This window comes from Halopseudomonas oceani (assembly GCF_963677335.1).
Lineage (GTDB): Bacteria > Pseudomonadota > Gammaproteobacteria > Pseudomonadales > Pseudomonadaceae > Halopseudomonas > Halopseudomonas oceani.
Genome location: NZ_OY781932.1, coordinates 308,756 through 334,371, shown reverse-complemented (window position 1 = coordinate 334,371; position 25,616 = coordinate 308,756). Strand labels below are relative to the sequence as shown.

The following is a 25,616-nucleotide window of genomic DNA, read 5'->3' as shown; positions in this document are numbered from 1 at the left end:
ACTGCGGCGCAGCCAGCGAGGCAGACCATGAGCGACTCTCAGCACCTTCCCGATCCCCAGCAACCGCATAATCATGCGCATTGTGTCAGTCATGCACTTTCTGCGGCCGAGCAGGTGTGCGCCCGTGACGGTGCGCGCTTCACCGCACTGCGCAAGCGGGTACTTGAGCTGGTATGGCAGAGCCACAAACCGCTCGGTGCGTACGATATTCTGGAGACCCTGTCGCGCGATGACGGTCGTCGTGCCGCGCCGCCAACGGTATACCGGGCGCTGGACTTTCTGCAGGAGCAGGGACTGGTTCACCGTATTGCTTCGCTGAACGCCTTCATTGGTTGCCCGAGCCCGGAGCATCGTCATCAGGGCCACTTTCTGATCTGCCTGAATTGCCATATCGCGATTGAGCTGGCGCAATCCACTATCAGCGACGCTATTGCCGAGGCTGCTGCGGCGCATGGCTTTAGTGTGAGTAGCGAAACCGTTGAGGTCAGCGGGCTGTGTGCCCAGTGTCAGGCGGTGGCATGAAGGACGAGCTGCTGTCACTCAGCAATGTCAGTCTGCGGCTGAACGCGACCGACGTGCTAGAGGGCGTGAACCTGAGCGTCAGGCGTGGCGAGATCGTCACTCTGATTGGCCCCAATGGCGCCGGCAAGACCAGTCTTGTGCGGATCGTGCTCGGACTGCTCAAGGCGAGCGGGGGCAAGGTCTGGCGACGTTCGCGACTGCGCATCGGCTATATGCCGCAGAAGCTGCAGATTGATCCGTCGCTGCCACTGACGGTACTGCGTTTTCTGCTGCTGGTGCCTGGAACCAAGCGTCCCGCGGTTGAGGCGGCGCTGGCAGAGGTGGGAGCTGAGCATCTTATTGCGCGGCCACTGCAGCAGGTGTCCGGTGGCGAGCTGCAGCGTATCCTGCTGGCGCGGGCACTGCTGCGCCAGCCCGATCTGCTGGTGCTCGATGAGCCGGTACAGGGCGTTGACGTCAATGGCCAGATCGAGCTGTATCAACTGATTACCCGACTGCGCGACCGCTATGGTTGCGGCGTATTGATGGTTTCCCACGATCTGCACCTGGTCATGGCGACCACCAATACGGTGGTTTGCCTCAACCGTCACGTCTGCTGCTCGGGTCATCCCGAGCAGGTCAGCCTCGACCCGGCCTTTGTTGCCATGTTCGGCGAGCAGGCCAGTGCCCTTGCCGTCTACAACCACCATCACGACCACGCCCATGATCTGCACGGCGAAGTAGTGCCCCACGAATACAGCCACGGACCTGACTGCAAGCATGCCTGATTTTCTTGTTTACGCGCTGTTGGCCGGGCTGGCGCTGGCGCTGGTGGCCGGTCCGCTGGGTTCCTTTGTGGTCTGGCGGCGGATGGCCTATTTCGGTGACACGCTTTCACACTCGGCGCTGCTCGGCGTCGCGCTGGGCATGTTGCTGGACATCAATCTGACGCTGGCGGTGACGGTAGGCTGTGTGTTGATCGCGGTGCTGCTGGTCGCCCTGCAGCACAAGGAGTGGCTGGCCAGCGATACCCTGCTGGGGATTCTGGCGCACAGTACCCTGTCGCTTGGGCTGGTGGTGCTGGCGCTGACCGAAAACGTCCGGGTTGACCTGATGGCGTATCTGTTCGGGGATCTACTCGCCATTAGCCTGAATGAACTCGGCTGGATGCTGGGTGGCCTGATGGTCGTGCTGGTCCTGATGAGTCTGCTTTGGCGCAGTCTGCTGTCGATTACCGTACATGAGGAGCTGGCGCGGGTTGAGGGGTTGCCGGTAACGGCGATCCGGCTTGCCTTGATGCTGCTGATCGCCATCGTCATTGCGGTGGCGATGAAGGTAGTGGGCGTGCTGCTGATTACCTCGCTGCTGATCATTCCGCCAGCGGCGGCGCAGCGCCATGCGCGCACGCCGGAGCAGATGGCATTGGGTGCCAGCGTACTCGGCATGCTGGCGGTGCTCGGTGGTCTGGCGCTGTCCTGGCAGTTGGATACCCCGGCAGGACCTTCGATTGTGGTCTGCGCAGCGGCGATGTTCATGCTGGCGCTGGCGATCCCTCGCCGCGCCTGACCAGAGCCTATTCCGCGCTCATTATCCGTGGCAGCCACTGGGCCAGTTTGTCGGTGTCCAGAGGCGGCCGGATAAAGCCGACGTAGCGGCCGCTGGGATCAACAATCACCACCTGACCGCTGTGATCGACCAAGTAGTTTTCGCTGCTGGTGTCCGGCTCGATATAGGCAATCGACAGGGCCTTGGCCAGTGTTGCCAACTGCTCTGACTCGCCGGTTGCGCCAGCGAAGCCGGCGTTGAAAAAGTTCAGATAGGTTGCCATCTGCTCCGGCGTGTCGCGGTTCGGATCAACGCTGATAAACGTAACCTGCAGTTGGCTGCGAGCAGTCTCGGGCAGCTTTTGCATCAACTGCCGCAGCTCTGCCAGAGTGGTCGGGCAGATGTCAGGGCAGAAGGTGTAGCCGAAAAACAGTAGGTCCCACTGGCCATTCAGGTTGTCGCGCCCCCAAGGCTGGGCCGCTGCCGATTGCAGGCGGATGTCGGGAATCGGCCTTGGATTGTCGAACAGGTAGATACCTGCCTGTTGCAGTGAGGTGCGATCCAGCGGCGCTGGTTGCATCACCTTGTTGACGACTGCTCCCACTACCAGCGCAATGCTGGCCACGCACACCAGTACGGTTTTCTGTACCCCGGTCAAAGCCATCCAGCCACCTCGATATAGTGGTCCAGCAACAGGGCTACAAATAGCCACAGCAGGTACCACAGTGAATACTTGAAGGTCTTGATGGCCGCGTGCGGACGGCTGTCGCGCAGCAGGGCGATGGCCCAGTCGATAAAGCGCAGGCCCAGCGCCACTGCGGCCACCAGATAGAGCGGGCCGCTCATGTGGATCACGAACGGCAACAGGCTCACAGCGAGCAGGATAAAGGTATACAGCAGAATGTGCAGCTTGGTGTAGTGCTCGCCGTGCGTAACCGGCAGCATTGGAATGTCTACCTTGGCATATTCTGCCTTGCGATGAATCGCCAGGGCCCAGAAGTGCGGCGGTGTCCAGGCGAAGATGATCAGCACAAGCAGTAACCCTTCGGCTTGTATCTGCCCGGTGACGGCGGTCCAGCCAAGCAGCGGCGGAGCCGCGCCGGCGACACCGCCAATGACGATGTTTTGCGGCGTTGCGCGCTTGAGAAAGGCTGTGTAAATCAGTGCATAGCCGAGCAGCGACGCCAAGGTCAGTAACGCCGTGAGCGCGTTCGTCCATGACAGCAGGACCGCCAGCCCGGCGCTGCCGAGCAGGATGGCGAACAGCACTGCGTCCAGCGGCTCGACGCGGCCCTGCGCCAGTGGGCGCCGCTGGGTACGCGCCATATGAATGTCGATCCGGCGGTCGACCACGTGATTCACCGCAGCGGCAGAACCAGCGCACAGGGCGATGCCGAGATTGCCGAGCAGCAGGGTACTCCAGGGTACTGCCTGCTCGCTGGCCAGTAGCATGCCGATGGCCGAAGTGATGATCATCAGGGCGACGACCTTGGGTTTGGTCAGCTCCAGATAGTCGCGCCAGCCAGCCCTGACCTGCGCCGCGTGAGAGATGCTCGCCATGGTCTGTTCCCCCTGTCGGTACGTTTAGCGCACCTGTGTTGTTGTTCTCGCAGTATGGCTGCCCAGCAGCCGACCCGCCAGCGCATGCTGTGGTTTGGCTACCAGTTTTACCCGCGCCGGTGCCGGTGCGCGCACCCGGTAGTTGACGGTCAGGGTGCAAAGCAGCAACAAGGCGGCCATGCCATTGTGAGCAACGGCCACTGCCAGCGGCAGCGCTGCCAGTACGTTGGTGATGCCGAGACTGACCTGCGCCATCAGGGCCAGGCTCAGCAGGACGGAAAGCCCACGCAGTCGCGCCCGCCAGAGCTGCCAGCCGAGCAGCAGCACAAAGAAAGAGGTCAGCAGCGCACCGAGGCGGTGGGTGAAATGGATGGCGGTGCGCCCCGGTCCTTCCAGCATGCCGCCAAGGTAGTTCGGGCCGATTTCCTGGTGCAGCAGGTTAAACCCGGTGTGAAAATCCATCTCCGGCCACCACTCGCCGTGGCAGGTTGGCAGGTCGATGCAGGCCACGGCCGCGTAGTTGGTACTGGTCCAGCCGCCGAGCATGATTTGCAGGATCACCACCGCCAGCGTCAACTTTGCCAGCGTGCGCAGCCGTACCAGTGCTCGGCTTGGCATGAGCGCTGGCAGGCGACCGGACAGTCGCAACACCAGCAGCAGTAGCAGGCTCAGGGTGGCGAAGCCGCCGAGCAGGTGTGCGGTCACCACCTGTGGCCAGAGCTTGAGGGTAACGGTCCACATGCCGAACAGCGCCTGACACACCACCAGCGCCAGCAGGCCAAGGCACAAACCAGTAGGGTAGTCGGGGTTGCGGCGTTGCCTGATAGCGATCAGCGCCAGGCTGAGAATGACCAGACCGAGTGTCCCGGCGGCGTAGCGGTGGATCATTTCGGCCCAGGCCTTGAAGGCCTCTACCGGGTCGTCCGGGAAGCGCAGCTGCGCTGCCTCCAGCGCATGATCACTCTGCGGTACGGTCAGAAAACCGTAACAGCCGGGCCAGTCAGGGCAACCGAGTCCGGCGTGAACCAGCCGGGTGTAGGCACCGAGAATCACGACGATAAAGCAGAGTGCGGTCCCTGCCAGAGCGAGTTTGTAGCCCGGTTTGCGCATGGCTCAGCCCACCTTCGAGAGTTTCAGCAGTCGCTTGAGGTCATCTAGCAGGTCTTTGCCGGGCTGGCTGTTGCTGTGGTGCAACACTACCCGCCCCAGCGGGTCAACCAGCCATAGCTGTGGACCGATCAACCAGCTGTCGGGCTGAGTCTGCAGGCTGTGCAGGTAGGCGTTGCTGTCGAAGCGGGTGCGCTGGAGCCGCGGGAATTCGGTCTCCAGCCGGGCAAGCTCATCGTCACGCAGGGCAACTGGAGAGGCCAGTACATGCTCAACGCGATCTGCCTCGCGGCCGACGGCCACGTTGATCTGCCGTGCTTCGTGGATCAGCGCCATGCACTCGCGCTCGCAGGCGCCTGTATGCGTCACCACCAGTCGCCAGGGCGCGCCATAGCCGACGGGCTCAAGCGCCAGTTGCCAGTCGCTGACCTGAACGGCCGGTTCAACCATGGCGGATTTGTTCGAGTGCGCCTGAGGTACGCCGATGCGAAAGTGCGCCATCAGCGCGGCGATCAGAATGGGTACTACGACTACGGCAATCACGGCCAGCAGCTTGAGCTGGCCGCGCGGGCGTTGTCGGGTCTGGTCAGGCTCGGTCAGGCTCATCATTATTATTCCCCCGATGGTCAGGCCGAAAACCGGCCCAGATAAACAGTGCGATCAGCGCTGCGGCAAGGCTGAACCACTGGATTGCATACCCGGTATGGCGGCTGGCGCTCATCGGCAGCGCTGGCCACTCGAGCTGCAGCGCAGCGGTTGAGCCTTCGCCAGTCAGACGGACGCTCCAGTCTTGCAGGGCAATACCGGACTCCTCGCGCAACGCTGCCAGGTCGAGCTGAGCCAGCACACAGGGGCCGCGCTGCGCGTTGCATTGATGATTGCCGGGGCGCCAGCCAGCGCCCTTGGCGGGCAGCTTTTCGGCCAGCAGTTGCAGCTCGCCAGCGGGTGTCGTCACCTGCGGTGGCTGGCGCCGGTCGGGCCAGGCCAGCCAGCCCCGGTTGACCAGCAGCCAACGGCCACTGGTGTCTTGGAAGGCCTGCAGGACCTCGACACCGGCGCGCCCGTCACGGGTCCGGTTGTCGAGCAGCCAGATATGCCGAGGGTCCAGTTGGCCGCGTAGAATCAGCGGCTGCCAGTCGGACGGCTGCGTCTGCGCGAAGGCTGCGACTGGCCGTGCCGGGGTCTGATGCAGGGCATCAATCGACGCCTGCATGGCGCGCTTTTCGGTCGCCCGCTGCAGTTGCCAGCTGCCAAGGCCGAGCAACACCGGCAGCAGAAGCAAGGTGAACAGCCAGAGCGGCCAGCCTGGTGCGAAACGCCGGCTGCGCAGGGAGGACTCAGCAAGCAGCATGGTCTGCCCTCGCTATACTGGAGCCGACCATAACAACAAGAAGGGGACGGCCATGTGGCTCAAATTGGCCATTTTGATCCTGCTGGTGCTGATTGTGATCAGTCTGTTTAGCGGGCTGTTTTTCCTGATGAAAGACAGTGACGGGAGCGGACGACTGGTTACCGCCCTGAGCGTGCGCATCACCCTGACGATCCTGCTGGTAGGCCTGATCGCCTGGGGCTTCTGGTCGGGCAACCTGGTCTGGAACACGCCCTGGCTGCATTGAAAACATGCGCGCTCGCATTGCTTAGAAGATGTAAACGAAGATGAACAGGCCGACCCAGACCACATCCACGAAGTGCCAGTACCAGCTGGCCGCCTCGAAGCCGAAATGATGTTGGGGCGTGAAGTGGCCTTTGGTGATGCGGATCAGCATGATCGCCAGAATCAGCGTGCCCATGGTGACGTGGGCCCCGTGGAAACCGGTCAGCATGAAGAAGGTCGCGCCGTAAATGCCGGAGTTCAGGGTCAGCCCCAGGTCGTGATAGGCGTGCTGGTATTCCAGCGCCTGAAGTATCAGAAACGCGGTGCCCAGCGCTACAGTCAGGCCAAGCCAGGCCTTGGTGGCGGCCCGTTTGTCAGCCCGTAAGGCATGGTGGGCGAAGGTCACCGTCACGCTGGAGGAGATCAGCAGGATGGTGTTGAGCAGCGGCAGTTGCCAGGCACTGATCACCTCTTTCGGGCCGGGGAAGGCAGCCGGATCGGGGTTGACCATCAGCGGCCACTGGAAGCTGAACTCCGGCCACAGTATGTTGGCAACGCCCTTGTCACCTTCGCCGCCGAGCCACGGGCCGGCGAAGGTGCGCACGTAGAACAGGGCACCGAAGAACGCGGCAAAGAACATCACTTCGGAAAAGATGAACCAGCCCATGCCCATTCGGAACGAACGATCCATCTGCGCGCTGTAGAGCCCCTCGCGGCTTTCCTTCACGACGTTGCTGAACCAGCCGAACATCATGTAGGCAATGGTCAGGGCGCCGGCAAAGAAGATCCATTTACCTAGGCTGCCACCAGCACCTGCGGTATCGCCATTCATCATGCTGCCGCCGCCAAAGACGGTCAGTAGCAGGCCGACCGAGGCTATGATCGGCCACTTGCTCTGTGCCGGGACATAATAGGTTTCGTGATTGGCCATCTGTTGTTCTCCTTATCCGGCAATCGTGCTCAGTGAGCCTGGGCTGACGCGCTCGCCAGCTTGTCAGGCATCCGCTCCGAAACATCAAACAGGGTGTAGGCCAGAGTCAGGTGTTTCACGTCGACTGGCAGGGCCGGGTCGACAATGAAGCGCACCGGCATCTCCACGCTTTCCCCCGGTTGCAACACCTGCTGGGTAAAACAGAAGCATTCGGTCTTGTGAAAATAAGCAGCGGCCTTGGATGGCGAAACGCTGGGAATGGCTTGCGCTACCATCGGCCGGTCAGTCGGGTTGTGGGCATAGAACAGCATCTCGCGGGTTTCTCCCGGATGCAGGCTCAGTTGCTCAGCATTCGGACTGAAGTCCCAGGACATGCCCTGCGCCCGGGTCGTGACGAACTGCACCCGCAGCGTGCGGCTGTCGTCGATGTGCTCCACTTCCTGCTGATAGGCGGTGCCGCTGGTCTTGCCGTTGATGCCCAAGGCATCGCACATCACGTCATACAACGGCACCATCAGAAAGCCGAAGGCAAACATGCCGACCACGGTCAGAACCAGACGCATGACTACCGGTTTGTTGGACTGCTGCTCGCTCATGGCCAGCGCCTCCGCTCATTTCACCTCGGGTGGGGTGGTGAAGGTGTGATAGGGCGCAGGTGACGGCACCGTCCACTCCAGCCCTTCGGCGCCCTCCCACGGGTTGGCTGCTGCCTTCTTGCCGCCCTTGATGCACTTGATGACGATGAACAAAAACAGCAACTGAGTAACCCCGAACATGAAGGCACCAATCGACGACAGCATGTTGAAGTTGGCGAACATCACGTTGTAATCGGGAATCCGCCGGGGCATCCCGGCCAGACCGACAAAGTGCATCGGGAAGAACGCCAGGTTCATGCCGATGAAGCTCATCCAGAAATGGGTCTTGGCCAGCGTCTCGTCGTACATGTGGCCGGTCCACTTGGGCAGCCAGTAGTAAGCCGAGGCGAAGATGCCGAAGATCGCACCCGGTACCAGCACGTAGTGGAAGTGTGCGACAACAAAATAGGTGTCGTGATACTGGAAGTCGGCCGGCGCAATCGCCAGCATCAGGCCGGAGAAACCGCCGATGGTGAACAGGATGACGAAGGCCACGGCGAACAGCATGGGCGCTTCAAAGGTCAGCGCGCCGCGGAACATGGTGGTCACCCAGTTGAATACCTTCACCCCGGTCGGGACGGCGATCAGCATGGTGGCGTACATGAAGAACAGCTCGCCGGTAATCGGAATACCGACGGTGAACATGTGGTGCGCCCAGACGATAAACGACAGGAAGGCGATCGACGCGGTGGCGTAGACCATCGAGGTATACCCGAACAGCGGCTTGCGGCTGAACGTCGGGATGATCTGGCTGACCGCACCGAACGCCGGCAGGATCATGATGTAGACCTCGGGATGGCCGAAGAACCAGAAAATGTGCTGGAACATGACCGGGTCGCCGCCGCCGGCCGCATTGAAGAAACTGGTACCGAAGTGGATGTCCATCAGCATCATGGTCACCACGCCGGCCAGTACCGGCATGACGGCGATCAGCAGGAAGGCGGTAATCAGCCAGGTCCAGACGAACAGCGGCATCTTCATCAACGTCATGCCGGGGGCGCGCAGGTTGAGGATGGTCGCGATGATGTTGATTGCGCCCATGATCGAGCTGATGCCCGCCAGGTGAATGGCGAAGATGAAAAAGGTGACGCTGGGCGGCGCGTAAGTCGTCGACAGCGGTGCATAGAAGGTCCAACCGAAGTTCGGGCCGCCCCCTTCCATGAACAATGTCGATACCAGCAGCCCGAAGGCCATCGGCAGCAGCCAGAAGCTGAAATTGTTCATCCGCGGCAGGGCCATGTCTGGCGCGCCGATCATCAGTGGAATCATCCAGTTGGCCAGGCCGACGAAGGCGGGCATGACCGCGCCGAACACCATGATCAGGCCGTGGGTGGTGGTCATCTGGTTGAAGAACTCGGGCTGCACCAGTTGCAGGCCCGGTTGGAACAGTTCGGCGCGAATCACCATGGCCATCGAGCCGCCGAGCAGGAACATGGCAAAGCTGAACCACAGGTACATGGTGCCGATGTCCTTGTGGTTGGTCGTCAGCACCCAGCGCATCAGGCCCTTGGCCGGACCGTGGGCATGGTCGTGGTGATGGGTATCGATCACAGCACTCATGGCAGGTCTCCTATTGGCCTTCTTTGGCTTTCAGCACATCGACGGGGGAGAGCATTTCGCCGGTGTCGTTGCCCCAGGCGTTGCGCTCGAAGGTGATGACGGCAGCGACGTCGACTTCAGACAGCTGCTTGCCGAAGGCTGCCATCGCGGTGCCGGGCCGCCCGTGCAGTACTACATTCAGGTGCTCTGCCATGTCCTGGGTAACGACGGGGCTGCCCTTGAGGGCCGGGAACATCGGAGGTAGGCCTTCGCCGTTGGGTTGGTGGCAGGAGGCGCAGGCGGTGGCGTAGACTTTTTCGCCGCGCTCGACCAGCTCTGCCAGCGTCCAGTCTTTCTCGCGCAGTTCGGCCTCTCTGGCGGCCGCTGCTTTCTGCTCTGCCAGCCAGGCATCGTATTCATCCTGTGGCAGCACCTGTACCACCACCGGCATGAAACCGTGGTCCTTGCCGCACAGTTCGGTGCACTGACCGCGATAGATGCCGGGCTCTTCAACCCGGGTCCAGGCCTCGTTGATAAAGCCGGGGATGGCGTCTTTCTTAACTGCGAAATCAGGTACCCACCAGGAGTGGATAACGTCGGAGGCGGTCACCAGGAAGCGCACCTTCTTGCCGACCGGGATAACCAGTGGATTGTCGACTTCCAGCAGGTAATCTGGGCTTTTGGCGCTGACGTTGGTGATTTCATCCCGGGGCGTGGTCAGGGTGCTGAAGAAGCTGACCCCTTCGTTCACGTACTGGTATTGCCAGCGCCACTGATAACCGGTGACCAGAATATCGACGTCGGCTTCGTCAGCATCGTAGATATCGATCAGGGTTTTGGTGGCCGGAATCGCCATGACGATGAGGATGACCAGCGGAATGACCGTCCAGAGAATTTCCACGCCGACGTGTTCGTGGAAGGTAGCCGGTTTGCTGTCCTCGGATTTGCGATGCATCAGCATCGACCAGAACATCACACCGAACACCACGACGCCGATGACCACGCAGATCCAGAAGATGGTCATGTGCAGATCGAACACGGACTGACTGACTTCAGTGACGCCCCGCCGCATGTTGACACCCCATTCGGCCTGAGCCGACAGGCCAAGCGCGGACAGGGACAGGCCAACTGGCCAGGTGATTGCAGCTCGCAACATTCCCGGTTCCCCTTTATTGTTTTTATCGCTTCCGGTGCACGAACAGGGGGTATCAAGCAAAACACTGCGCAGATACCGAGGCAGGCTGCTGAAAAAAGGTCTGAACTGCCCGGGTCTTGCGCTGGCTGTCTCGATCACGTTTTTCAACGGCCTGCCCTAACCGCAGGATGGGCAGCGCGAAGATCGCGTTGAGTCACCCCCGGCCGGAACTCCCCCACAGGCTACCGACATGTCGAGTATAGACAGGGGTTTTACCTTCGCAATGTTGTGCCTCTATTCGGCGATCTGGCTGGGGGCCAGGCGCAGTGAGGGCTGCCGGCAGGGGCGTTTGCAGGCCGGCTGTTTTATTACAATTTGGTCTAATGGCTTGGGGTGAGCCACTTTGACGGAATGGCAGGCCTCTGCTAGCTTTCCGTAAATGCGAATGATATCAATCTGCTGTTGCCCCGCTTGCAGCATTTAGTCGTCGTTGTGGAGCGTAAAAATGAATATAACTGGCCTGAAAAGCCGTATTGCCGATGCTATGGCGCAACCGGATTCGGTCGCGGGCATGCGGCGCTGGCTGGCGTCCCGGGTTCCGGCGTTGCACCCCGCCATTCGTCTCGAGAATGACCAGATCGATACCCTGCAGAGTTTTGCCCAGGCTTATATCGAGCAGGTTCCGGATGTGCTTGAGGCCGCTGCTGCGGTGGCCCAGTCAGCCCGGCTGCGTGAACGCATCCTGCCGGTTTTGAAGGTGGCTGAGGCCTTTTTGCTGCAGCCGCCGGACCTGCCGAGCGAGCATAAGGGGTTGATTACGCTGCTGGATGAGGCCTATTTGGCGCACCGTCTGGTCGAAGAGGTCAACGATCGTTACGTTGCCAATGGCATCGCCCCGCTGATTCCGATGGATATCACGCGGGCCAATCTGATCGTGCACCAACTGCTGGGGGATGCTTTTGCCAACAAGTTGGATCTGGCGGTGGAGGCGGCGGTCGCCGGCCTGTTGCCGGACGATCTTTTCCAGTCGCCCGCCTTTAAGGCCTATCAGGCCGAGCAGGACCCTGACAGAGTGCGTGAGCTATGGTCGCAATGGTCCTGCATGTCACGGCAGTTGGGCGTTGATATCGAACTGCGTGGTGCGGCCTGAGGGCGACCGGCTCGGCAGGCCGAGCCGGTCGTCTGGCTAGTCTTTTTTCTTCAGCCGCGGGTTTGGAAAGAACTGCACGGTCTGCGAAGTCGGCTTGGCGGGTGCCTTGCGGGTTTCGTTGACGCGGGTGGTGAGCTCTTTCGGAACCGAGTTGCCGCGGGCATCCAGAGTGTCGGCGTAGCCGCATTTGACACATTCGCGGTGGGGTACGCCGTCCTCTTCGTACATTCTGATGCTATCCATTGCGCTGCACGCCGGGCAGACGGCCCCGGCGATGAAGCGTTTGATCGGGCCCTGGTTCATGCTGCTTCTCCGGTCAGGCCCGAGTGGCGCAGCAGCGGGTCGATTGACGGCTCGCGGCCACGGAAGGCCACGAACAGCGCCATCGGCGCCTCGCTGCCGCCTCGGGCAAGGATGTTGTCGCGGAAGGCGCGGCCGGTTTCGGCGTTCAGCACGCCTTCCTCCTCGAAGCGCGAGAAGGCATCAGCCGACAGTACTTCTGCCCACTTGTAGCTGTAGTAGCCCGCCGCATAGCCGCCAGCGAAGATGTGGCTGAAGCCATTCTGGAAGCGGTTGAAGGACGGCACCTTGATGACCGCAATCTCCTCGCGCACCTGATCCAGCACCTGCTGCACGCTCAGCTCGGGCTGCTTGCGCACATGCAATTCAAAGTCGAACAGCGAGAACTCGATTTGGCGCAGCATGCCCAGGCCGGATTGGAAGTTCTTGGCCGCCAGCATCTTGTCCAGCAGGTCCTGCGGCAGCGGCTCGCCGGTTTCATAGTGGCTGGAGATCAGCGCCAGACCTTCCGGCTCCCAGCACCAGTTTTCCATGAACTGGCTCGGCAGCTCGACCGCGTCCCAAGCCACGCCGTTGATGCCGCTGGCGGAAGCGTAGTTGACCCGGGTCAGCAGGTGATGCAGGCCGTGGCCGAACTCGTGGAACAGGGTGGTTACTTCGTCGTGGGTCAGCAGTGCCGGCTTGCCGCCAACCGCTGGCGTGAAGTTGCAGACCAGATAGGCGATGGGGCGCTGCAGAGCGCCGTCGGGCAGCAGGCGGCGGTCACGGCAGCCGTCCATCCAGGCGCCGCCGCGCTTGTTGCCGCGGGCATAGAGGTCGAGGAAGAAACGGCCGATGACTTCGCCCTGCTCAATGACCTCGAACAGGCGCGCGTCCTTGTGCCAGCGTTCGAACTCGGCGACTTCGCGCAGCTCAATGCCGTACAGCTTCTGGACGATAGCGAACATGCCGTTGATCACGGTGTCGATCGGGAAGTAGGGACGCAGCATTTCCTGCGAGATGGCGTAACGCTGCTGGCGTAGTTGCTCGCTGTAGTAGCCGACGTCCCAGGGCTGCAGGTCATCGCACCCCTGTTCGGCAGCAAAGGCGCGCAGTGCGGCCAGATCCTGCTCGGCAAAGGGTTTGCTGCGCTCGCCCAAGTCACGCAGGAAGCCAAGAACCTGATCGGTGCTTTCGGCCATCTTGGTTGCCAGCGACAGCTCGGCGTAGTTGGCAAACCCCAGCAGCTCAGCCAGCTCCTGACGCAGCAGCAGAATCTCGTCGATGATCGGGCCGTTGTCGAGCTGACCTGCGTTCGGACCCTGGTCGGAGGCGCGGGTGCAGAAAGCGGTGTAAACCTCCTGGCGCAGCGCCCGGTCTGAGGCGTAGGTCATCACCGGGAAGTAACTCGGAAACTCCAGGGTGATCAGCCAGCCGTCCAGCTCGCGGGCTTCGGCGGCCTGTTTGGCCTGCGCCAGCGCGGACTCGGGCAGGCCATCGAGCTGGGCCGCGTCGGTAATATGTTTGGTCCAGGCCTGGGTGGCGTCCAGAACCTGATTGGAGAAGGTGCTTTGCAGCTCTGACAGGCGCATTTGCAGCTCGCCGTAGCGTTTTTGCTGCTCTGGCGGCAGGGCGATACCGGACAGCTTGAAGTCGCGCAGGGCGTGTTCAAGGATAGTCTGCTGGGCCTTATCCAGTGTGGCGAACTCGTCGCTGGCGGCGAGCTGTTGGTAGGCCTCAAACAGCGCCTGATTCTGCCCCATCTCGGTGTAGTACTGGCTCAGCAGCGGCAGGCAGCTTTCATAGGCTTCACGCAGCTCGGGGCTGTTCATGACCGCGTTGAGATGGCTGACCGGCGACCAGGCGCGGCCCAGACGCTCACCCATGTCATCCTGTGGCTCAATCAGGTTGGCCCAGGTCCACTGCGCTGGCGGGTTGGCCAGCAGGGCATCAAGCTGTGCACGGTTGTCGGCCAGAATCTGCTCGATGGCCGGTTTGACGTGTTCGGCACGGATCTCGGCAAAGGGCGGCAGATCGTAGGGTTGCAGCAGCGGATTGGGCATGGCGGGTATCCTGATTCGGGCGATGACTTACAATGCGTCCATGGTAATCGACGCGGACGCGCTTGGCATCGTAACGGTGTTAGTTGTTTTCAATGACGGCGATAGCCGCAAATTTCAAGGGTAAGACAATGAACGTACGTGGATTCAGGGACTGGCAGCCGGTGCTTGGCGACCGGGTATTTGTTGACCCGTCGGCGGTGGTGCTGGGCAATGTGCAGCTTGGCGATGATTGCTCGGTCTGGCCCGGCGCGATCATCCGCGGCGATATGCACAGCATTCGCATCGGCGACCGCACCAGTGTGCAGGACGGCAGCGTGCTGCATATCACCCACGCTGGTCCGTTCAATCCGGACGGTTATCCGCTGAATATCGGCGATGACGTGACCATTGGCCACAAGGTGCTGCTGCACGGCTGCAGCATCGGTAGCCGGGTGCTGGTCGGCATGGGCAGCATTGTCATGGATGGTGCGGTGGTCGAAGACGAGGTGATCATCGGTGCTGGCTCTCTGGTGCCGGCCAACCGTACGCTGGAAAGCGGATACCTCTACATGGGCAGTCCTGCCAAGCAGGTGCGGGCGCTGACCGACAAGGAGCGGGCGTTCTTCACCTACTCGGCGGCCAACTATGTTCGCCTGAAGGATCAGCATCTGCTGGAAAACTGGGCCTCCAGTTGAGACGGGCTTCGCTATACTGCACCGCTACGGACGTTTAGCGGGCAGGCAAGCCAGTGGATTCAGAGCACGATACACAGCGACAAGCGGGAACCGGGCTCGAGGATTCGGCGAGGCGGTCACTACTGCGGCTTATTTTTGCCTGCACCGGCTGGGTGCTGTGCGGTTTTGCCCTGCTGCAGTTTCGCAATGACAACCCGATACTGGCCGTACTGGAAATCCTCGTCGGCCTGTTCCTGCTCTGGTCGGCCTGGAATATTACCCGGGTTCGCTGGCTGACCCCCTGGATCTACGGCTACCTGCTGCCGACCTTCTGCTTTCAGCTCTACATCATGTTGATGCCTAATGCCTCGGTCACCGCGTTTGTCTGGGTATACATGGTGCCGGTGCTCGCCTATCTGCTGCTTGGACGTCGGGCTGGCTTGCTACTGTCGATTCCCTTCATGGTTGCGGCGTTGTTGCTTTACCTCTGGCGTTATGCGAATCCCGAGTCGGCTGCCGGACTGATCGATATTGGCAATGCCGTCGTCTGCGGTCTGATGATTCTGCTGTTTGTGCATTTCTATGAGGGCAGGCGTGCGCTGGCGCAACGCTCACTGCAGCGCATGGCAGAAACGGATGGGCTGACTGGTGTGCTCAACCGCGCTCGCTTCCATCAGCTGTTTGCCCAGTGCATCGAGCAAAGCCAGCGCAGCAGCGATGCTTTTGCCCTAGTGCTGCTGGATGTCGACCACTTCAAGCAGGTCAATGATAGCTGGGGTCATGAGGCCGGTGACCGTGCTCTTCAGCACCTGTGTCGGGTGCTGGGGCAGCGCTTGCGCAGCGATGATGTTATTGGACGGCTGGGTGGCGAGGAGTTCGGACTGGTGTTGCGTAACACCGACGCGGTTGCCGCCGAGCAATTGGTGCAGACGCTGTGCCAGCAGCTTGAACGTACGCCGTTGCTCTGGCAGGGCCAGCCGCTGCCGATTACTGCTACTTTTGGGGTTGCCTGCTGGCCCCGTGACGCCAGCGATGCCGCCGGGCTCTACCGCTGCGCCGATCAACGGCTCTATCGCGGCAAGGCCTACGGCCGCAACCGGGTGGTCAGTTCCGGCGGAGCGTTAGTGGTCAGTGATATTGCCTGAGTGCGTTTCGGCCAACGGATTGGCAGGCAATCAGGTCTGTGAATAGTAGGCCTGCCGGGTCTGGTAGTCGTCCCGGTTCGTTTATGATCCGGGAGTTCGCGGAGTTTTCCGCCCATTCATCCATTTATGCAAGAGGCATCTCATGTCTGCTCATATCAACCGCAAGATCGTGCTCAACAAGCGTCCGCAGGGCGAAATTCAGGATGGTGACCTGGTTCTGAAGGAGGAGCCGGTTCGCGAGCTCAAGGATGGCGAGGTTCTGATCAAGACCCTGTGGCTGTCGCTTGACCCCTACATGCGTCCGCGCATGAATGACAGCAAGGGTTACATGGATCCGATTGAAATCGGTGCGCCGATTGTCGGCGAAAGCGTTGGCCGGGTGGTTGAGTCGAAGTCCGATAACTACGCCGTAGGTGACGTGGTTACCGTCTATTCCGGCTGGCAGGAATACTGCATCATCCCGGGCAACGCCGAGATGGTTTACAAGATCAAGGATCAGGGCGTACCGCTGCAGACCTACCTGGGCGTGGCCGGCATGCCGGGCCGTACCGGTTACTGCGGCCTGATGTACGTGGGTAAACCGAAGGCGGGCGAAACCGTCGTGGTTGCCGCAGCGTCCGGCCCGGTCGGCACTGTGGTTGGCCAGACTGCCAAGCAGGAAGGTTGCCGTGTTGTCGGTATCGCCGGTGGCCCGGAGAAGTGCCGCTATGTGGTTGAAGAGCTGGGCTTTGACGCCTGCATCGACTACAAGGCCGGCAACCTGGATGCGGACCTGGCAGCCGCTTGCCCGAACGGCATTGACGTGTACTTCGAAAACGTCGGTGGCGAGGTGGCCAAGGCGGTGGCCAAGCTGATCAATCCGGGTGCTCGCGTGCCGATCTGTGGTTATGTATCGGCCTATAACGCTGAAGACCAGAGCAAGGTCGAAACGCCGTTCCATATCTTTGGTGCGCTTGATCCCAAGCCGGAACACCGCTTCTTCCTGGTCACCGAGTGGCAGGACAAGCACCAGGAAATCACCGCGCTGCTGGCTGAGCAGGTGGCTTCCGGCAAGCTGAAGTACAGCGAGACCGTGGCTGAAGGCCTGGAGAATGCCGTTGAGGCGTTCAAGGGCATGCTCAAAGGCAAGAACTTTGGCAAACAGCTGGTGCACATCGCCGACTGATTTGCTGTTACCGCCATTTCGGGTGCTCAAGCGCCCGAAATGGCGCACTAGCTTCCCATCCTCTGCCCGTTTCGGGCCCTGCACTGATGCCTTGCTGGTTGCACGTTTACCACCAGTTCGGCGAATTTTGGTACAAAACCTGCATCTGTCTGCACTATCCTGAGCCGCATAGCGCGAAGTCGCCCAATCGCTGCACTGATCGGGTGCACGGCCTGAACCGCTGCGCTATCAAAGTGCCAGTTAGCAAATGGAACAGGTGTCCCCATGCCCATCCCGATGATTGATGTTCTGTGGTTGGTGTTGTGTGCCGGCCTGGTGTTCAACATGCAGATTGGCTTTCTGTGTCTGGAGTCGGGGCTGACCCGCAGCAAGAATGCGATTAACGTCGCGGTCAAGAACATGGCCGACCTGAGCGTCGCGGTGTTCTGCTACTGGCTGTTTGGTTTTGGGCTGATGTTTGGCGGCAGCGCTGGTGGCTGGTACGGCGAAGGTTTCTCCATGCTGCCGTTTTCCGATACCTGGCATTCGGCGTTCTTTCTGTTTCAGGCGATGTTCTGCACCACGGCGGCAACCATTGTTTCCGGCGCGGCGGCCGAGCGCATGCGCTTTTCCTCCTACCTGTTGGTGACCTTGGTCATCGCTGGTTTTATCTACCCGCTGTTCGGCCACTGGGCCTGGGGCGGCGTGTTTGCTGACGGGCTGGGCTGGCTGGCCGAGCGCGGCTTTGTCGATTTTGCTGGCTCCACCGTGGTGCACGGTGTAGGTGGCTGGGTGGCGCTGGCGGTAATTCTGATTCTGGGGCCGCGTCAGGGCCGCTTTGATCAGGACCGGGATGGTCGTAGCATGCCGGGCTCCAACCTGCCGCTGGCGATGCTGGGCGCGTTGATGTTGATGTTCGGCTGGTTTGGCTTCAACGGCGGCAGCACCCTGAGTTTTGACGGTCGGGTACCGGGCATCATTGCCAATACGGTGCTGGCTGCGATTGCCGGTACGCTCGGTGGCATGGTGATGTCCTGGCTGCGCTGGCGGTTGGTGGATCCGGTCTATCCGCTCAACGGCATGATTGCCGGCATGGTCGCGGTGACCGCCGGTGCGCATGTGGTCGATGCGCCGTCTGCGTTCTTTATCGGCCTGATTGGTGCGGTCGTAATGTATCTGGCGGATCGGCTGCTGCTCCGGCTGCAGATCGATGATGCGGTCGGTGCCGTGCCTGTGCACCTGGCCAGTGGTATCTGGGGCACGCTGGCGGTCGCGCTGTTTGCTGATCTGACGGCGCTGGGTACCGGGCTGACGCGTACCCAGCAGTTCATCGCCCAGCTTGAGGGTATCGTGGTGGCCGGGCTGTGGGCCTTTGGCCTGACCTGGCTGCTGCTGCGGGCGGTCAATCGCTTCTGGCCAATGCGGGTCACGCCGGAGGAAGAGCTGGCCGGTCTGAATGTGTCTGAGCATGGCGCACGAACCGAGCTGATTGAGCTGCTGGAGGCGATGGCCGCGCATCAGCGCGACGGCCATTTCGAGCGCGATGTGCCGGTTGAGCCCTTTACCGAGGTGGGCCAGATCGCGGCGCAGTACAACAAGGTCATCCATGCCCTGCGGCGTGCGGTTGGGGTGACCCAGAGCATCATTCGCGACATCCGCGATGGCGTGGTTACCTGCAACCGGGATGGGGTCCTGGCGACCTGCAACCCTGGGGCCGAACGGCTGTTTGGGCTGCCTGCCGGCGCGCTGATCGGGCAGCCGATGGCGCGCCTGGTGGCGGAGCGCGACTGGTCCGGCCTGCCGTTGCCGGAAGCCGGCAGTGAGATCAAGCAGGAAGTGCTGTTCAGCCGTAGTGAGCATGACCAGTTCGTTGCCGAGCTGACCGTCAGCAGCGGCTCGTTGGAGGATGAGCTTTACACCTGCATGATTCGCGACATCACCGAGCGCCGACGTATTGAGCAACAGCTGTTCCAGGAAAAGATGCTGGCACAGGTGACGCTGGCTTCCATCGGTGACGGGGTCATCACCACCGGGCCGGACGCCCGGGTTCGCTATCTCAATCCCGTCGCCGAGCAGCTTACCGGCTGGCGCGAGTCGGAGGTGGTTGGCAAACCGTTGGACGAGGTCTATTGCCTGTTTGACGAAAGCACCGGGGAAAGGCTACTCAATCCGGTCAGTGCCCTGCTGCGCCGTTATCGACAGGCGCTTAGCCGCAAGGCTGGCGGGATGAATCAACTGCGTCGCCGCGACGGTAGCGAGGTCACGGTGCAGGATGCGGTGGCGCCGATTCGCGACGCTGAAGGGCACATCATTGGGGCCGTATTGACCTTCCGCGACGTCACTGTGAATCGACGGCTGGCGCTGGAATTGTCGCATCAGGCCGCCCATGACACCCTGACCGGGCTGGTCAACCGCAAGGAATTTGAACGCCGGGTTGGCCAAGCGCTGCAACGCGGGCCGGGTCAGCGAGGCGATCAGGTGTTGTGCTACATGGACCTTGATCAGTTCAAAATCGTCAACGATACCTGTGGCCACGCCGCCGGCGATGAGCTGTTGCGTCAGTTGGCCAAGTTGTTTCAGTCGCATATTCGCAGCTCCGACGTGCTGGCACGGCTGGGTGGTGACGAATTCGGGCTGCTGCTCAGCGGCTGTACGCTGGAAGAAGCCATTCCGGTCGTTGATGGCATCCGCGCACTGGTGGAGGAGTACCGTTTCAGCTGGGAAGGCAAGACGTTTGCCGTCGGGGTGAGTATTGGACTGGTGCAAATCGAGGAGCAGGTGGCCAGCCTGGATGTATTGCTCAGTGCCGCAGACAGCGCCTGCTATGCGGCCAAGGACGCCGGCCGCAACCGTATTCACCTGTACCAGGCTGACGACGCTCAGATGCAGGAGCGGCGGGGTGAAATGCAGTGGGTCAACCGCCTGCGCCAGGCCTTGGACTCTGACTTGTTGAGGCTGTATGTGCAGCCGATTCACGCCATCAGTGAGCAGAACATGTTGCCCGGCTACGAAGTGCTGGTTCGTATGCTGGGTGAGGATGGGCAGGCCATCCCCCCCGGTGCCTTCATGCCTGCGGCCGAGCGCTATGATCTGGCATCGGCGATTGATCGCTGGGTGGTGGGTAATTTTCTGGCTTGGCTGGGGGACTACAACCGCCGTCAGGGTGGGCCGGTGAGCAGCTACTCGATCAACCTGTCGGCGGCCTCGATTGGCGAAGAGAGCTTTCTGGAATATGTGCTCGAAACTATCGAGCGCCATCAGGTTCCGCCCCAACTGGTGTGCTTTGAAATCACCGAAACCAGCGCTATTGCCAACCTGAACAAGGCCATTGCGTTCATGCGGCGGCTCAAGGACATCGGTTGTCAGTTTGCGCTGGATGACTTCGGCTCGGGGCTATCGTCGTTCGCCTATCTCAAGTCGTTGCCGGTGGATTATCTGAAAATCGACGGCGTTTTTGTCAAAGATATCGTGGCCGATCCCATCGCCCGCGCGATGGTTGCCTCAATCAACACCATCGGCCATGAAATGGGGCTGCAGACGGTGGCAGAGTTTGTCGAAAACGAAGAGATTCTGGATCAGCTACGCGAGCTTGGCGTGGATTACGCTCAAGGCTATCACCTTGGTCGCCCGCAGCCTTTGAGCGAGCTGGATGGGGTGCGGATGATGCCGCGCTAGCGCGGTGCCGGCTCCGGTCGACGCCAGAGCCAGCCAGCAACGCAACAGAGGAACAGCGGTAGCGCCCAGCGCAGCCAGTCCGGCGAAGGCAGTAGCCAGATCATCAGCACACTGCTCAGCATCAGCAGGCTCGCAGCCCATTTGGCACGGCGTGGCACCGCTCGGTGCTCGCGCCAATCGCGTATCAGCGGGCCGTAGTGCGGGTGCAGCAGCAGGCGCGCTTCCAGCTCAGGCCAGCCGCGCCCTGCTGCCCAGGCAGCGACCAACAGGAAGGGGGTTGTCGGCAGTCCCGGGACAACTACACCGATTGCGCCGAGGGTAACGCACAGCGAGGCCAGTGAGCGCCAGAACCAGATCATCGGATGACCTGCAGGCTGAAGGTATGGTGATGGAGCATGGCTCGGCTTCCGTGGGAGATGATGCCAGCTTATCCTGAAGCAGGTGTAGGCGTCACCGCCACTCAAGGCAGCCAGATGCGAAACTCGCCACCGCCCAGCTCACCACCGTTGCTCAGGGCTATACGTCCGGTAATGCCGTTGCGTTGGTGCAGTTGGGCGATGCGCCCGCCGAAGTAGAGGCCCAGGCCAGTGCTGCCGGTGCTCATGTTGATCCCCAGAATATAATCGGACTGGTTCTCCAGCATCGCAGCGGGGTAACCGCTGCCATCGTCGCTGATGGTGATCACCAGTTGTTCGCCATCCAGGCCCGCGCGCAGGTGGATCGCCGAGCGGGTGTAACGGATTGCGTTGTTGATTACATTACCGACCACCGAGCCGACCAGTTCGGCGTCAAAGAAACCCATCAAGCCGAACTCGTCAACCTCGTAGCTGCCCTGGATGTGGCGTGAGCGCAGAATGTCGTCGTGGCGGGCCAGTTGATCTTCCAGAAACTCCTCGACATCAAGGTAGCTGGGCCGCAGGGGCAGCTGGTTGACCCCGAGTTTGTACAGCCCAAGCATTTGCACCAGCATGCCGTTGAGTCGCAGGAACTCGTACTCGATGACGCCACGCTCGGGGCTGTCCTGTTCATTGGCGGGCAGGCGCTCGACCAGTTGCCCGTAGGACTGCATGAGCAGCCCCAGCGAGTTCTTCATGTCATGCACCGTGGAGGCGATGACGGTGGAGAAGTCGAGCGACTGCTCTTCAGGTTGCTCGCTCATAGCGACTCGGCCTTTTCCCGCAGCTTGGTATAGCGTTCAAAGCGAGCGTCGCTGGCGGGCATGTTGCGTACCCGGCTGAGGCAGTCCAGGCACTCCTCGCGCAGGGCTTCGTCCGGGCTGCTCAACAGCAGGCGCAGTAGCGACTGGGCGGTGTTCAGCGCGTAGCTGATATTGCGCGGTTGCAGCGCCAGCGCGCTGCGGAACGCTTCCAGCGCTTCGGGGAAGTGCTTCTTCTGGTACAGCGCCATGCCCTGGCGGTTCAGTTCCATTGCCTGATCGCCGCTGCGCAGAATGTCCGGGTCGCTGGTCTGTTCGGCAATGCCAGCCATGACCTTGGGATCGTCGCCGTAAATTTCGACGCAGCTGCTGAGCATCTGATCGGCCTGTGCATTCTGACCCAGTGCGCGTAGCTGGGCTGCGACCTGCAGTGCCGTGTCGGCGGCGAAGAAATCGTCCAGCGTGCTCAACCGCTCGGCGGCGCTGCTGGCCAGTTGTTCGGCTTCGGCTGTCTTGCCTGCGCGTTTGAGGGCAGAGGCTTGCAGCAGCTCGCCACGCGCGGCCAGGCCGTCGTTGTCGCGCCAGCCGTTGTGCATGTCGTCCATGGTCTGACGGATTTCCAGCAGCACCTTCGGGCCCGGCGCGGCGTCACCGGCCTGGGCGCAGAGGCTGTCGGCCAGATTCAGGTGGTGCTCGGGGTCGCGAAACGCCGAGTGACGCCCCAGGTTTACTGCCTGACGGAAGGCGCGCACTGCGCGATCCGGGTCCTGATTTGCCCGGGCCACGCGGCCCAGCTCGGCCTGGCGCTGCGGGTTGTTGGGTGAGATCTTTACCGCCTGCTCAAGAAACACCTGGGCCTTGAGCTGCTCACCGCGCAACTGCTTGGCTCGCGCGAGTCCGTCGTACAGGGTCGGCAGCATCGGGAACAGGCTGACGCCCTGCTCGTACAGCGCCTCTGCGCGGTCGATGTCATTGTTGTCGAGCAGGTGATCGGCCAGCATGACCAACGCCCAGGGTAGCGGCCGCTCGTCGATGATTGCCTGCAGCATGGCCTCAAGGTCGGCGCTTCGCCCCAGGGCGGCAAGCGCCTTGGCGCGGTAGCGCTGGCATAACGGTGCCAGGCGAGGTTGGCGTTGCAGCAGGCTATCGCAGGCCTGCAAGACACCGGCCTGGTTGTTTGCTGCGAGGGCGTCGAGTATCGGTGCCAGTAGCTGCTTGCGTTCGACCAGGCGGTCCAGCCGCTGCTGTAGGCTGGCGCGGTTGAAGGGTTTGGTCAGATAGGCATCGGGTTCATATTCCAGCGCTGCCATCACCATGGCCTGGCTGCTCTCGGCGGTCACCATGACGAAGATGCAGTGCGGCCCGATCAGCTTGGCCTGGTGCAACTCTTCCAGTACCTGCTGGCCGTTTTTGCCGTCGCCCAGATTGTAGTCGTGCAAAATGATGTCGTAGCGGGACTTGTTGCACAGCGCGACCGTCTCTGCGCCACTGGCTGCAAGGTCGATATGCTGCGCCCCCATCTGGGTCAGCATGGCCTTCACCGACGAGCGAAAGTCGCTGAAGTCATCGACTACCAGAAAGCGTGTGTTGCTGTAGACGATCATGATTACGCTGTATTCCTGCTGTTGAGTTGCATTAACCAGTCTAGACGTTGCGCGCAAGTATACAGTGAAATCAAAGCGCCATTACTGATCGACCCGGCAGAACCGCAGAACGGGCTGTCCATAATGTGCTTCAGTCATCAATGCCGACGGGCGATGGCATCCGATTCGATGACATGTCTGCCGCTTGGCGCCATCAGCGCGGCCTGCAACATGGCCGCAGCGACGTCACTGGCTCGGACTGCGCGCAGGCGCTTGGGAATCACTGGCTTGAAGGTCCGCGACAACAGTAGCCCAACCAGCTCGGCCGGGCGGTCCTGCGAACGGGCACCGTCGAGTAGCGAGGGCCGCACCAGCGTCAGTGAGCGGAAGTCCATCGACGTCAGGTCCTGCTCCACCTCACCCTTGACTCGCAGGTAGAACGACCCCGAGCGCGGGCTGGCGCCCAGGGATGAATTGAGCACGAAGGTGCGCGTGCCCGCGCGGCGAGCGTGGCGTGCACAGGCGGTGACGTAGCCGCGGTCAACCGCGCGAAAGGCATCCCTGGAACCGGCCTGCTGGCGGGTGGTGCCCAGCGCGCAGACTGCCGCATCAGCTTGCCACCAGTCGGCGTTCTCGGGCAGTGCGCTGAAGTCAACCTGCGGGTTTTCCAGGTGCGCGAAGTGTCTGACCGCCATCGACAGCGGCGATCGGGTTGGCGCGATGACGCGGCTGATCGCCGGGTTGGCGAGCGCCTGACGCAGTATTTCCATGCCGACCAGGCCGCTGCCGCCCAGCACCAGCAACGTCTTGCCTTTGTTGTCGTCCATCCATGTTCCCCCGGTGGTAGCGGTATTAAGGTCCAGTTAAGCCCAAGTTATCCACACTGGCTGCCAGCGTGCGGAAAAATACCGCAACAAAGTGTGGCTTGGCCGTCAGGACCCCCGCGTTGCTCCTGTGGTCGAAGCAAACGAGATGCCAATAGCGGAGACGTAAATGAACACCCAGAGTCTGCTTGATCAGTTGTTGAAGTCAGCCGGTGGCGCGCTTTCCGGCACCGCAGATAACCACGGCAAGTCTGGCACCGGCCAGCTTGGCAGCCTGCTGTCCGGGGCGGGTGGCGGTGCGCTGGCAGCCGGCGCCGTGGGCCTGCTGTTGGGGAGCAAGAAGGCACGCAAGATTGGCGGCAAGGCGGTCAAATATGGTGGTTTGGCGGCACTCGGCGTGGTGGCCTACAAGGCTTGGCAGCACTGGCAACAAAACAGTAGCAGTGCGCCGCAAGGCGAGCCGCAGACCGTTGATCGGCTGCCTGCGCCGCAGGCTGAGCAGCACAGCCATGGGATTTTGCGGGCGCTGATTGGGGCGGCCAAGGCCGATGGCCATATCGATGATCGTGAGCGCGAGCTGATCGATGGCGAAATTGCCAAGCTGACCGGCGATGCGCAACTGCACGCCTGGTTCGACGCCGAGCTGCGCAAACCGCTGGACCCGGTCGAAATCGCTCAGGCAGCGCAGACACCAGAGATGGCGGCCGAAATGTATCTGGCCAGTCTGTTGGTCGTTGATGAGCAGAACTTCATGGAGCGTGCCTATCTGCAGGAGCTGGCCAGTCAGCTGCGGCTGGACCCGCAGCTGCGCACCGAGCTGGAGCGTCAGGCAACCACCGTCTAGGTCTGAACACCCCGCGGGGCGAGTGGAATTGATCAGGGCTTGCCTAAGTGTCAGTGCCGGTGGCTGCGGCCAACATGCGAGTCCGCCTCGGGCGGGCTCACGCTGCCGCTGGTTTCCAACTGGGCGATGATGCCGCAGTGGTCGACGTCATTACCCTCCCGGCACTGCTGACGCAGTTCGACCAGTTGCTGTTGCAGCAGGCTCAGGGCGGCGATGCGCTCGCTGACATGACCGATATGCGCATCAATCAGGCCGTTGACATTGCCGCAGCTGGCATTGGGCTGGCGGCGAAGCTGCAGTAGTTCCCGAATCTCGACGTGGGTCATGTCGAGCAGGCGACAGTTGCGGATGAACACCAACTGCTCGACATGGCGTTCGCCATATTGCCGATAGTTCCCTTCGCTGCGTTGCGGTTCGGGCAACAGGCCTTCGCGTTCGTAGTAGCGGATGGTCTCGACGGTGCAGTCTGTTCGCCTTGCCAGTTCGCCGATTTTCACAGACGTCTCCTGAGTTCTTGACTCTGTAGTGGCTATAGGGTTTCTACTGTGCCTCA

26 protein-coding genes are annotated in these 25,616 nt (G+C 61.5%); 10 read left to right on the top strand and 16 right to left on the bottom strand.

The window, feature by feature from the left end:
- Positions 1 to 27: 27 nt before the first annotated feature.
- The 3 genes from ACKPCU_RS01505 to znuB are packed head-to-tail and all read left to right on the top strand — an operon-like array spanning position 28 to position 2,067.
- The gene (locus ACKPCU_RS01505) at positions 28 to 522 is read left to right on the top strand and encodes a Fur family transcriptional regulator (protein ID WP_321349306.1); all 495 of its coding nucleotides are present in this window, start codon (positions 28 to 30) and stop codon (positions 520 to 522) included.
- A complete protein-coding gene (znuC, locus tag ACKPCU_RS01500) occupies positions 519 to 1,289 on the top strand; it encodes a zinc ABC transporter ATP-binding protein ZnuC (protein WP_321349304.1) in 771 nt (256 codons plus the stop codon). Before ACKPCU_RS01505 ends, znuC begins: the two co-directional genes overlap by 4 nt.
- The gene (znuB, locus tag ACKPCU_RS01495) at positions 1,282 to 2,067 is read left to right on the top strand and encodes a zinc ABC transporter permease subunit ZnuB (RefSeq protein ID WP_104739116.1); all 786 of its coding nucleotides are present in this window, start codon (positions 1,282 to 1,284) and stop codon (positions 2,065 to 2,067) included. Before znuC ends, znuB begins: the two co-directional genes overlap by 8 nt.
- 7 nt (positions 2,068 to 2,074) lie before the next feature.
- Here znuB and ACKPCU_RS01490 read toward each other — a convergent pair whose 3' ends face one another.
- The 5 genes from ACKPCU_RS01490 to ACKPCU_RS01470 are packed head-to-tail and all read right to left on the bottom strand — an operon-like array spanning position 2,075 to position 6,064.
- Positions 2,075 to 2,704 (bottom strand): SCO family protein, encoded by a 630-nt coding sequence (locus ACKPCU_RS01490; RefSeq protein WP_104739160.1) that lies wholly within the window; start codon positions 2,702 to 2,704, stop codon positions 2,075 to 2,077.
- A complete protein-coding gene (gene cyoE, locus ACKPCU_RS01485; RefSeq protein WP_104739115.1) occupies positions 2,701 to 3,606 on the bottom strand; it encodes a heme o synthase in 906 nt (301 codons plus the stop codon). The genes ACKPCU_RS01490 and cyoE overlap by 4 nt, the downstream gene beginning before the upstream one ends.
- A gap of 24 nt (positions 3,607 to 3,630) precedes the next feature.
- The gene (locus ACKPCU_RS01480) at positions 3,631 to 4,716 is read right to left on the bottom strand and encodes a COX15/CtaA family protein (protein WP_321349299.1); all 1,086 of its coding nucleotides are present in this window, start codon (positions 4,714 to 4,716) and stop codon (positions 3,631 to 3,633) included.
- Positions 4,717 to 4,719: 3 nt separating this feature from the next.
- Complete coding sequence (locus ACKPCU_RS01475; protein ID WP_321349297.1) at positions 4,720 to 5,322, bottom strand: hypothetical protein; 603 nt, start codon at positions 5,320 to 5,322, stop codon at positions 4,720 to 4,722.
- On the bottom strand, positions 5,300 to 6,064 hold the full coding sequence (locus ACKPCU_RS01470) for an SURF1 family protein (protein ID WP_321349295.1): 765 nt from the start codon (positions 6,062 to 6,064) through the stop codon (positions 5,300 to 5,302). The genes ACKPCU_RS01475 and ACKPCU_RS01470 overlap by 23 nt, the downstream gene beginning before the upstream one ends.
- Before the next feature lie 52 nt (positions 6,065 to 6,116).
- On the opposite strand from ACKPCU_RS01470, the gene ACKPCU_RS01465 reads away from it, so the two are divergent.
- The gene (locus tag ACKPCU_RS01465) at positions 6,117 to 6,329 is read left to right on the top strand and encodes a twin transmembrane helix small protein (protein ID WP_104739111.1); all 213 of its coding nucleotides are present in this window, start codon (positions 6,117 to 6,119) and stop codon (positions 6,327 to 6,329) included.
- 21 nt (positions 6,330 to 6,350) lie between these two features.
- On the opposite strand, the gene ACKPCU_RS01460 is transcribed toward ACKPCU_RS01465, so the two are convergent.
- From ACKPCU_RS01460 to coxB, 4 genes are read right to left on the bottom strand one after another with little or no spacing between them, the layout of a single operon-like run.
- Positions 6,351 to 7,238 (bottom strand): cytochrome c oxidase subunit 3, encoded by an 888-nt coding sequence (locus tag ACKPCU_RS01460; protein ID WP_321349293.1) that lies wholly within the window; start codon positions 7,236 to 7,238, stop codon positions 6,351 to 6,353.
- A gap of 29 nt (positions 7,239 to 7,267) precedes the next feature.
- Positions 7,268 to 7,834 carry a cytochrome c oxidase assembly protein gene (locus tag ACKPCU_RS01455; protein WP_321349291.1) on the bottom strand — a complete coding sequence of 189 codons (567 nt, stop codon included), beginning with the start codon at positions 7,832 to 7,834 and terminating at the stop codon, positions 7,268 to 7,270.
- A 15-nt stretch (positions 7,835 to 7,849) separates the two neighbouring features.
- Positions 7,850 to 9,433, bottom strand: a complete 1,584-nt coding sequence (gene ctaD / locus ACKPCU_RS01450) for a cytochrome c oxidase subunit I (protein ID WP_104739108.1) — start codon at positions 9,431 to 9,433, stop codon at positions 7,850 to 7,852.
- A gap of 10 nt (positions 9,434 to 9,443) precedes the next feature.
- The gene (coxB, locus tag ACKPCU_RS01445; RefSeq protein ID WP_321349287.1) at positions 9,444 to 10,568 is read right to left on the bottom strand and encodes a cytochrome c oxidase subunit II; all 1,125 of its coding nucleotides are present in this window, start codon (positions 10,566 to 10,568) and stop codon (positions 9,444 to 9,446) included.
- Positions 10,569 to 11,052: 484 nt separating this feature from the next.
- Between coxB and ACKPCU_RS01440 the strand changes: the two genes are divergently transcribed.
- Positions 11,053 to 11,697, top strand: coding sequence for a hypothetical protein (locus ACKPCU_RS01440; RefSeq protein ID WP_104739106.1), 645 nt, complete (start codon positions 11,053 to 11,055; stop codon positions 11,695 to 11,697).
- 36 nt (positions 11,698 to 11,733) lie between these two features.
- Here ACKPCU_RS01440 and ACKPCU_RS01435 read toward each other — a convergent pair whose 3' ends face one another.
- Together ACKPCU_RS01435 and prlC are read right to left on the bottom strand one after the other, a co-directional pair.
- Positions 11,734 to 12,000, bottom strand: a complete 267-nt coding sequence (locus ACKPCU_RS01435; protein WP_104739105.1) for a YheV family putative zinc ribbon protein — start codon at positions 11,998 to 12,000, stop codon at positions 11,734 to 11,736.
- Positions 11,997 to 14,039, bottom strand: a complete 2,043-nt coding sequence (prlC, locus tag ACKPCU_RS01430; RefSeq protein ID WP_321349284.1) for an oligopeptidase A — start codon at positions 14,037 to 14,039, stop codon at positions 11,997 to 11,999. Before prlC ends, ACKPCU_RS01435 begins: the two co-directional genes overlap by 4 nt.
- A gap of 128 nt (positions 14,040 to 14,167) precedes the next feature.
- On the opposite strand from prlC, the gene ACKPCU_RS01425 reads away from it, so the two are divergent.
- The 4 genes from ACKPCU_RS01425 to amt all read left to right on the top strand — a co-directional run bounded on the left by ACKPCU_RS01425 (position 14,168) and on the right by amt (position 20,656).
- Positions 14,168 to 14,713 carry a gamma carbonic anhydrase family protein gene (locus ACKPCU_RS01425; RefSeq protein WP_104739103.1) on the top strand — a complete coding sequence of 182 codons (546 nt, stop codon included), beginning with the start codon at positions 14,168 to 14,170 and terminating at the stop codon, positions 14,711 to 14,713.
- Positions 14,714 to 14,766: 53 nt separating this feature from the next.
- Positions 14,767 to 15,837, top strand: coding sequence for a GGDEF domain-containing protein (locus ACKPCU_RS01420; RefSeq protein WP_321349281.1), 1,071 nt, complete (start codon positions 14,767 to 14,769; stop codon positions 15,835 to 15,837).
- 142 nt (positions 15,838 to 15,979) lie between these two features.
- Entirely contained in the window at positions 15,980 to 17,002 is a 1,023-nt protein-coding gene (locus ACKPCU_RS01415) for an NADP-dependent oxidoreductase (RefSeq protein WP_104739101.1), read from the top strand.
- A gap of 264 nt (positions 17,003 to 17,266) precedes the next feature.
- A complete protein-coding gene (amt, locus tag ACKPCU_RS01410) occupies positions 17,267 to 20,656 on the top strand; it encodes an ammonium transporter (protein ID WP_321349278.1) in 3,390 nt (1,129 codons plus the stop codon).
- On the opposite strand, the gene ACKPCU_RS01405 is transcribed toward amt, so the two are convergent.
- The 4 genes from ACKPCU_RS01405 to ACKPCU_RS01390 form a co-directional block, all read right to left on the bottom strand.
- Positions 20,653 to 21,015, bottom strand: a complete 363-nt coding sequence (locus tag ACKPCU_RS01405; RefSeq protein ID WP_104739099.1) for a YbaN family protein — start codon at positions 21,013 to 21,015, stop codon at positions 20,653 to 20,655. The genes amt and ACKPCU_RS01405 overlap by 4 nt on opposite strands.
- Before the next feature lie 101 nt (positions 21,016 to 21,116).
- Complete coding sequence (locus tag ACKPCU_RS01400) at positions 21,117 to 21,815, bottom strand: sensor histidine kinase (RefSeq protein WP_321349276.1); 699 nt, start codon at positions 21,813 to 21,815, stop codon at positions 21,117 to 21,119.
- A complete protein-coding gene (locus ACKPCU_RS01395; RefSeq protein WP_321349274.1) occupies positions 21,812 to 23,416 on the bottom strand; it encodes a response regulator in 1,605 nt (534 codons plus the stop codon). The genes ACKPCU_RS01400 and ACKPCU_RS01395 overlap by 4 nt, the downstream gene beginning before the upstream one ends.
- A 137-nt stretch (positions 23,417 to 23,553) precedes the next feature.
- The gene (locus ACKPCU_RS01390; RefSeq protein WP_321349272.1) at positions 23,554 to 24,222 is read right to left on the bottom strand and encodes an NAD(P)H-binding protein; all 669 of its coding nucleotides are present in this window, start codon (positions 24,220 to 24,222) and stop codon (positions 23,554 to 23,556) included.
- Positions 24,223 to 24,388: 166 nt separating this feature from the next.
- On the opposite strand from ACKPCU_RS01390, the gene ACKPCU_RS01385 reads away from it, so the two are divergent.
- Entirely contained in the window at positions 24,389 to 25,063 is a 675-nt protein-coding gene (locus ACKPCU_RS01385) for a tellurite resistance TerB family protein (RefSeq protein WP_321349270.1), read from the top strand.
- 50 nt (positions 25,064 to 25,113) lie between these two features.
- Here ACKPCU_RS01385 and cadR read toward each other — a convergent pair whose 3' ends face one another.
- On the bottom strand, positions 25,114 to 25,560 hold the full coding sequence (cadR, locus tag ACKPCU_RS01380; RefSeq protein WP_104739094.1) for a Cd(II)/Pb(II)-responsive transcriptional regulator: 447 nt from the start codon (positions 25,558 to 25,560) through the stop codon (positions 25,114 to 25,116).
- Positions 25,561 to 25,616 lie beyond the last annotated feature (56 nt).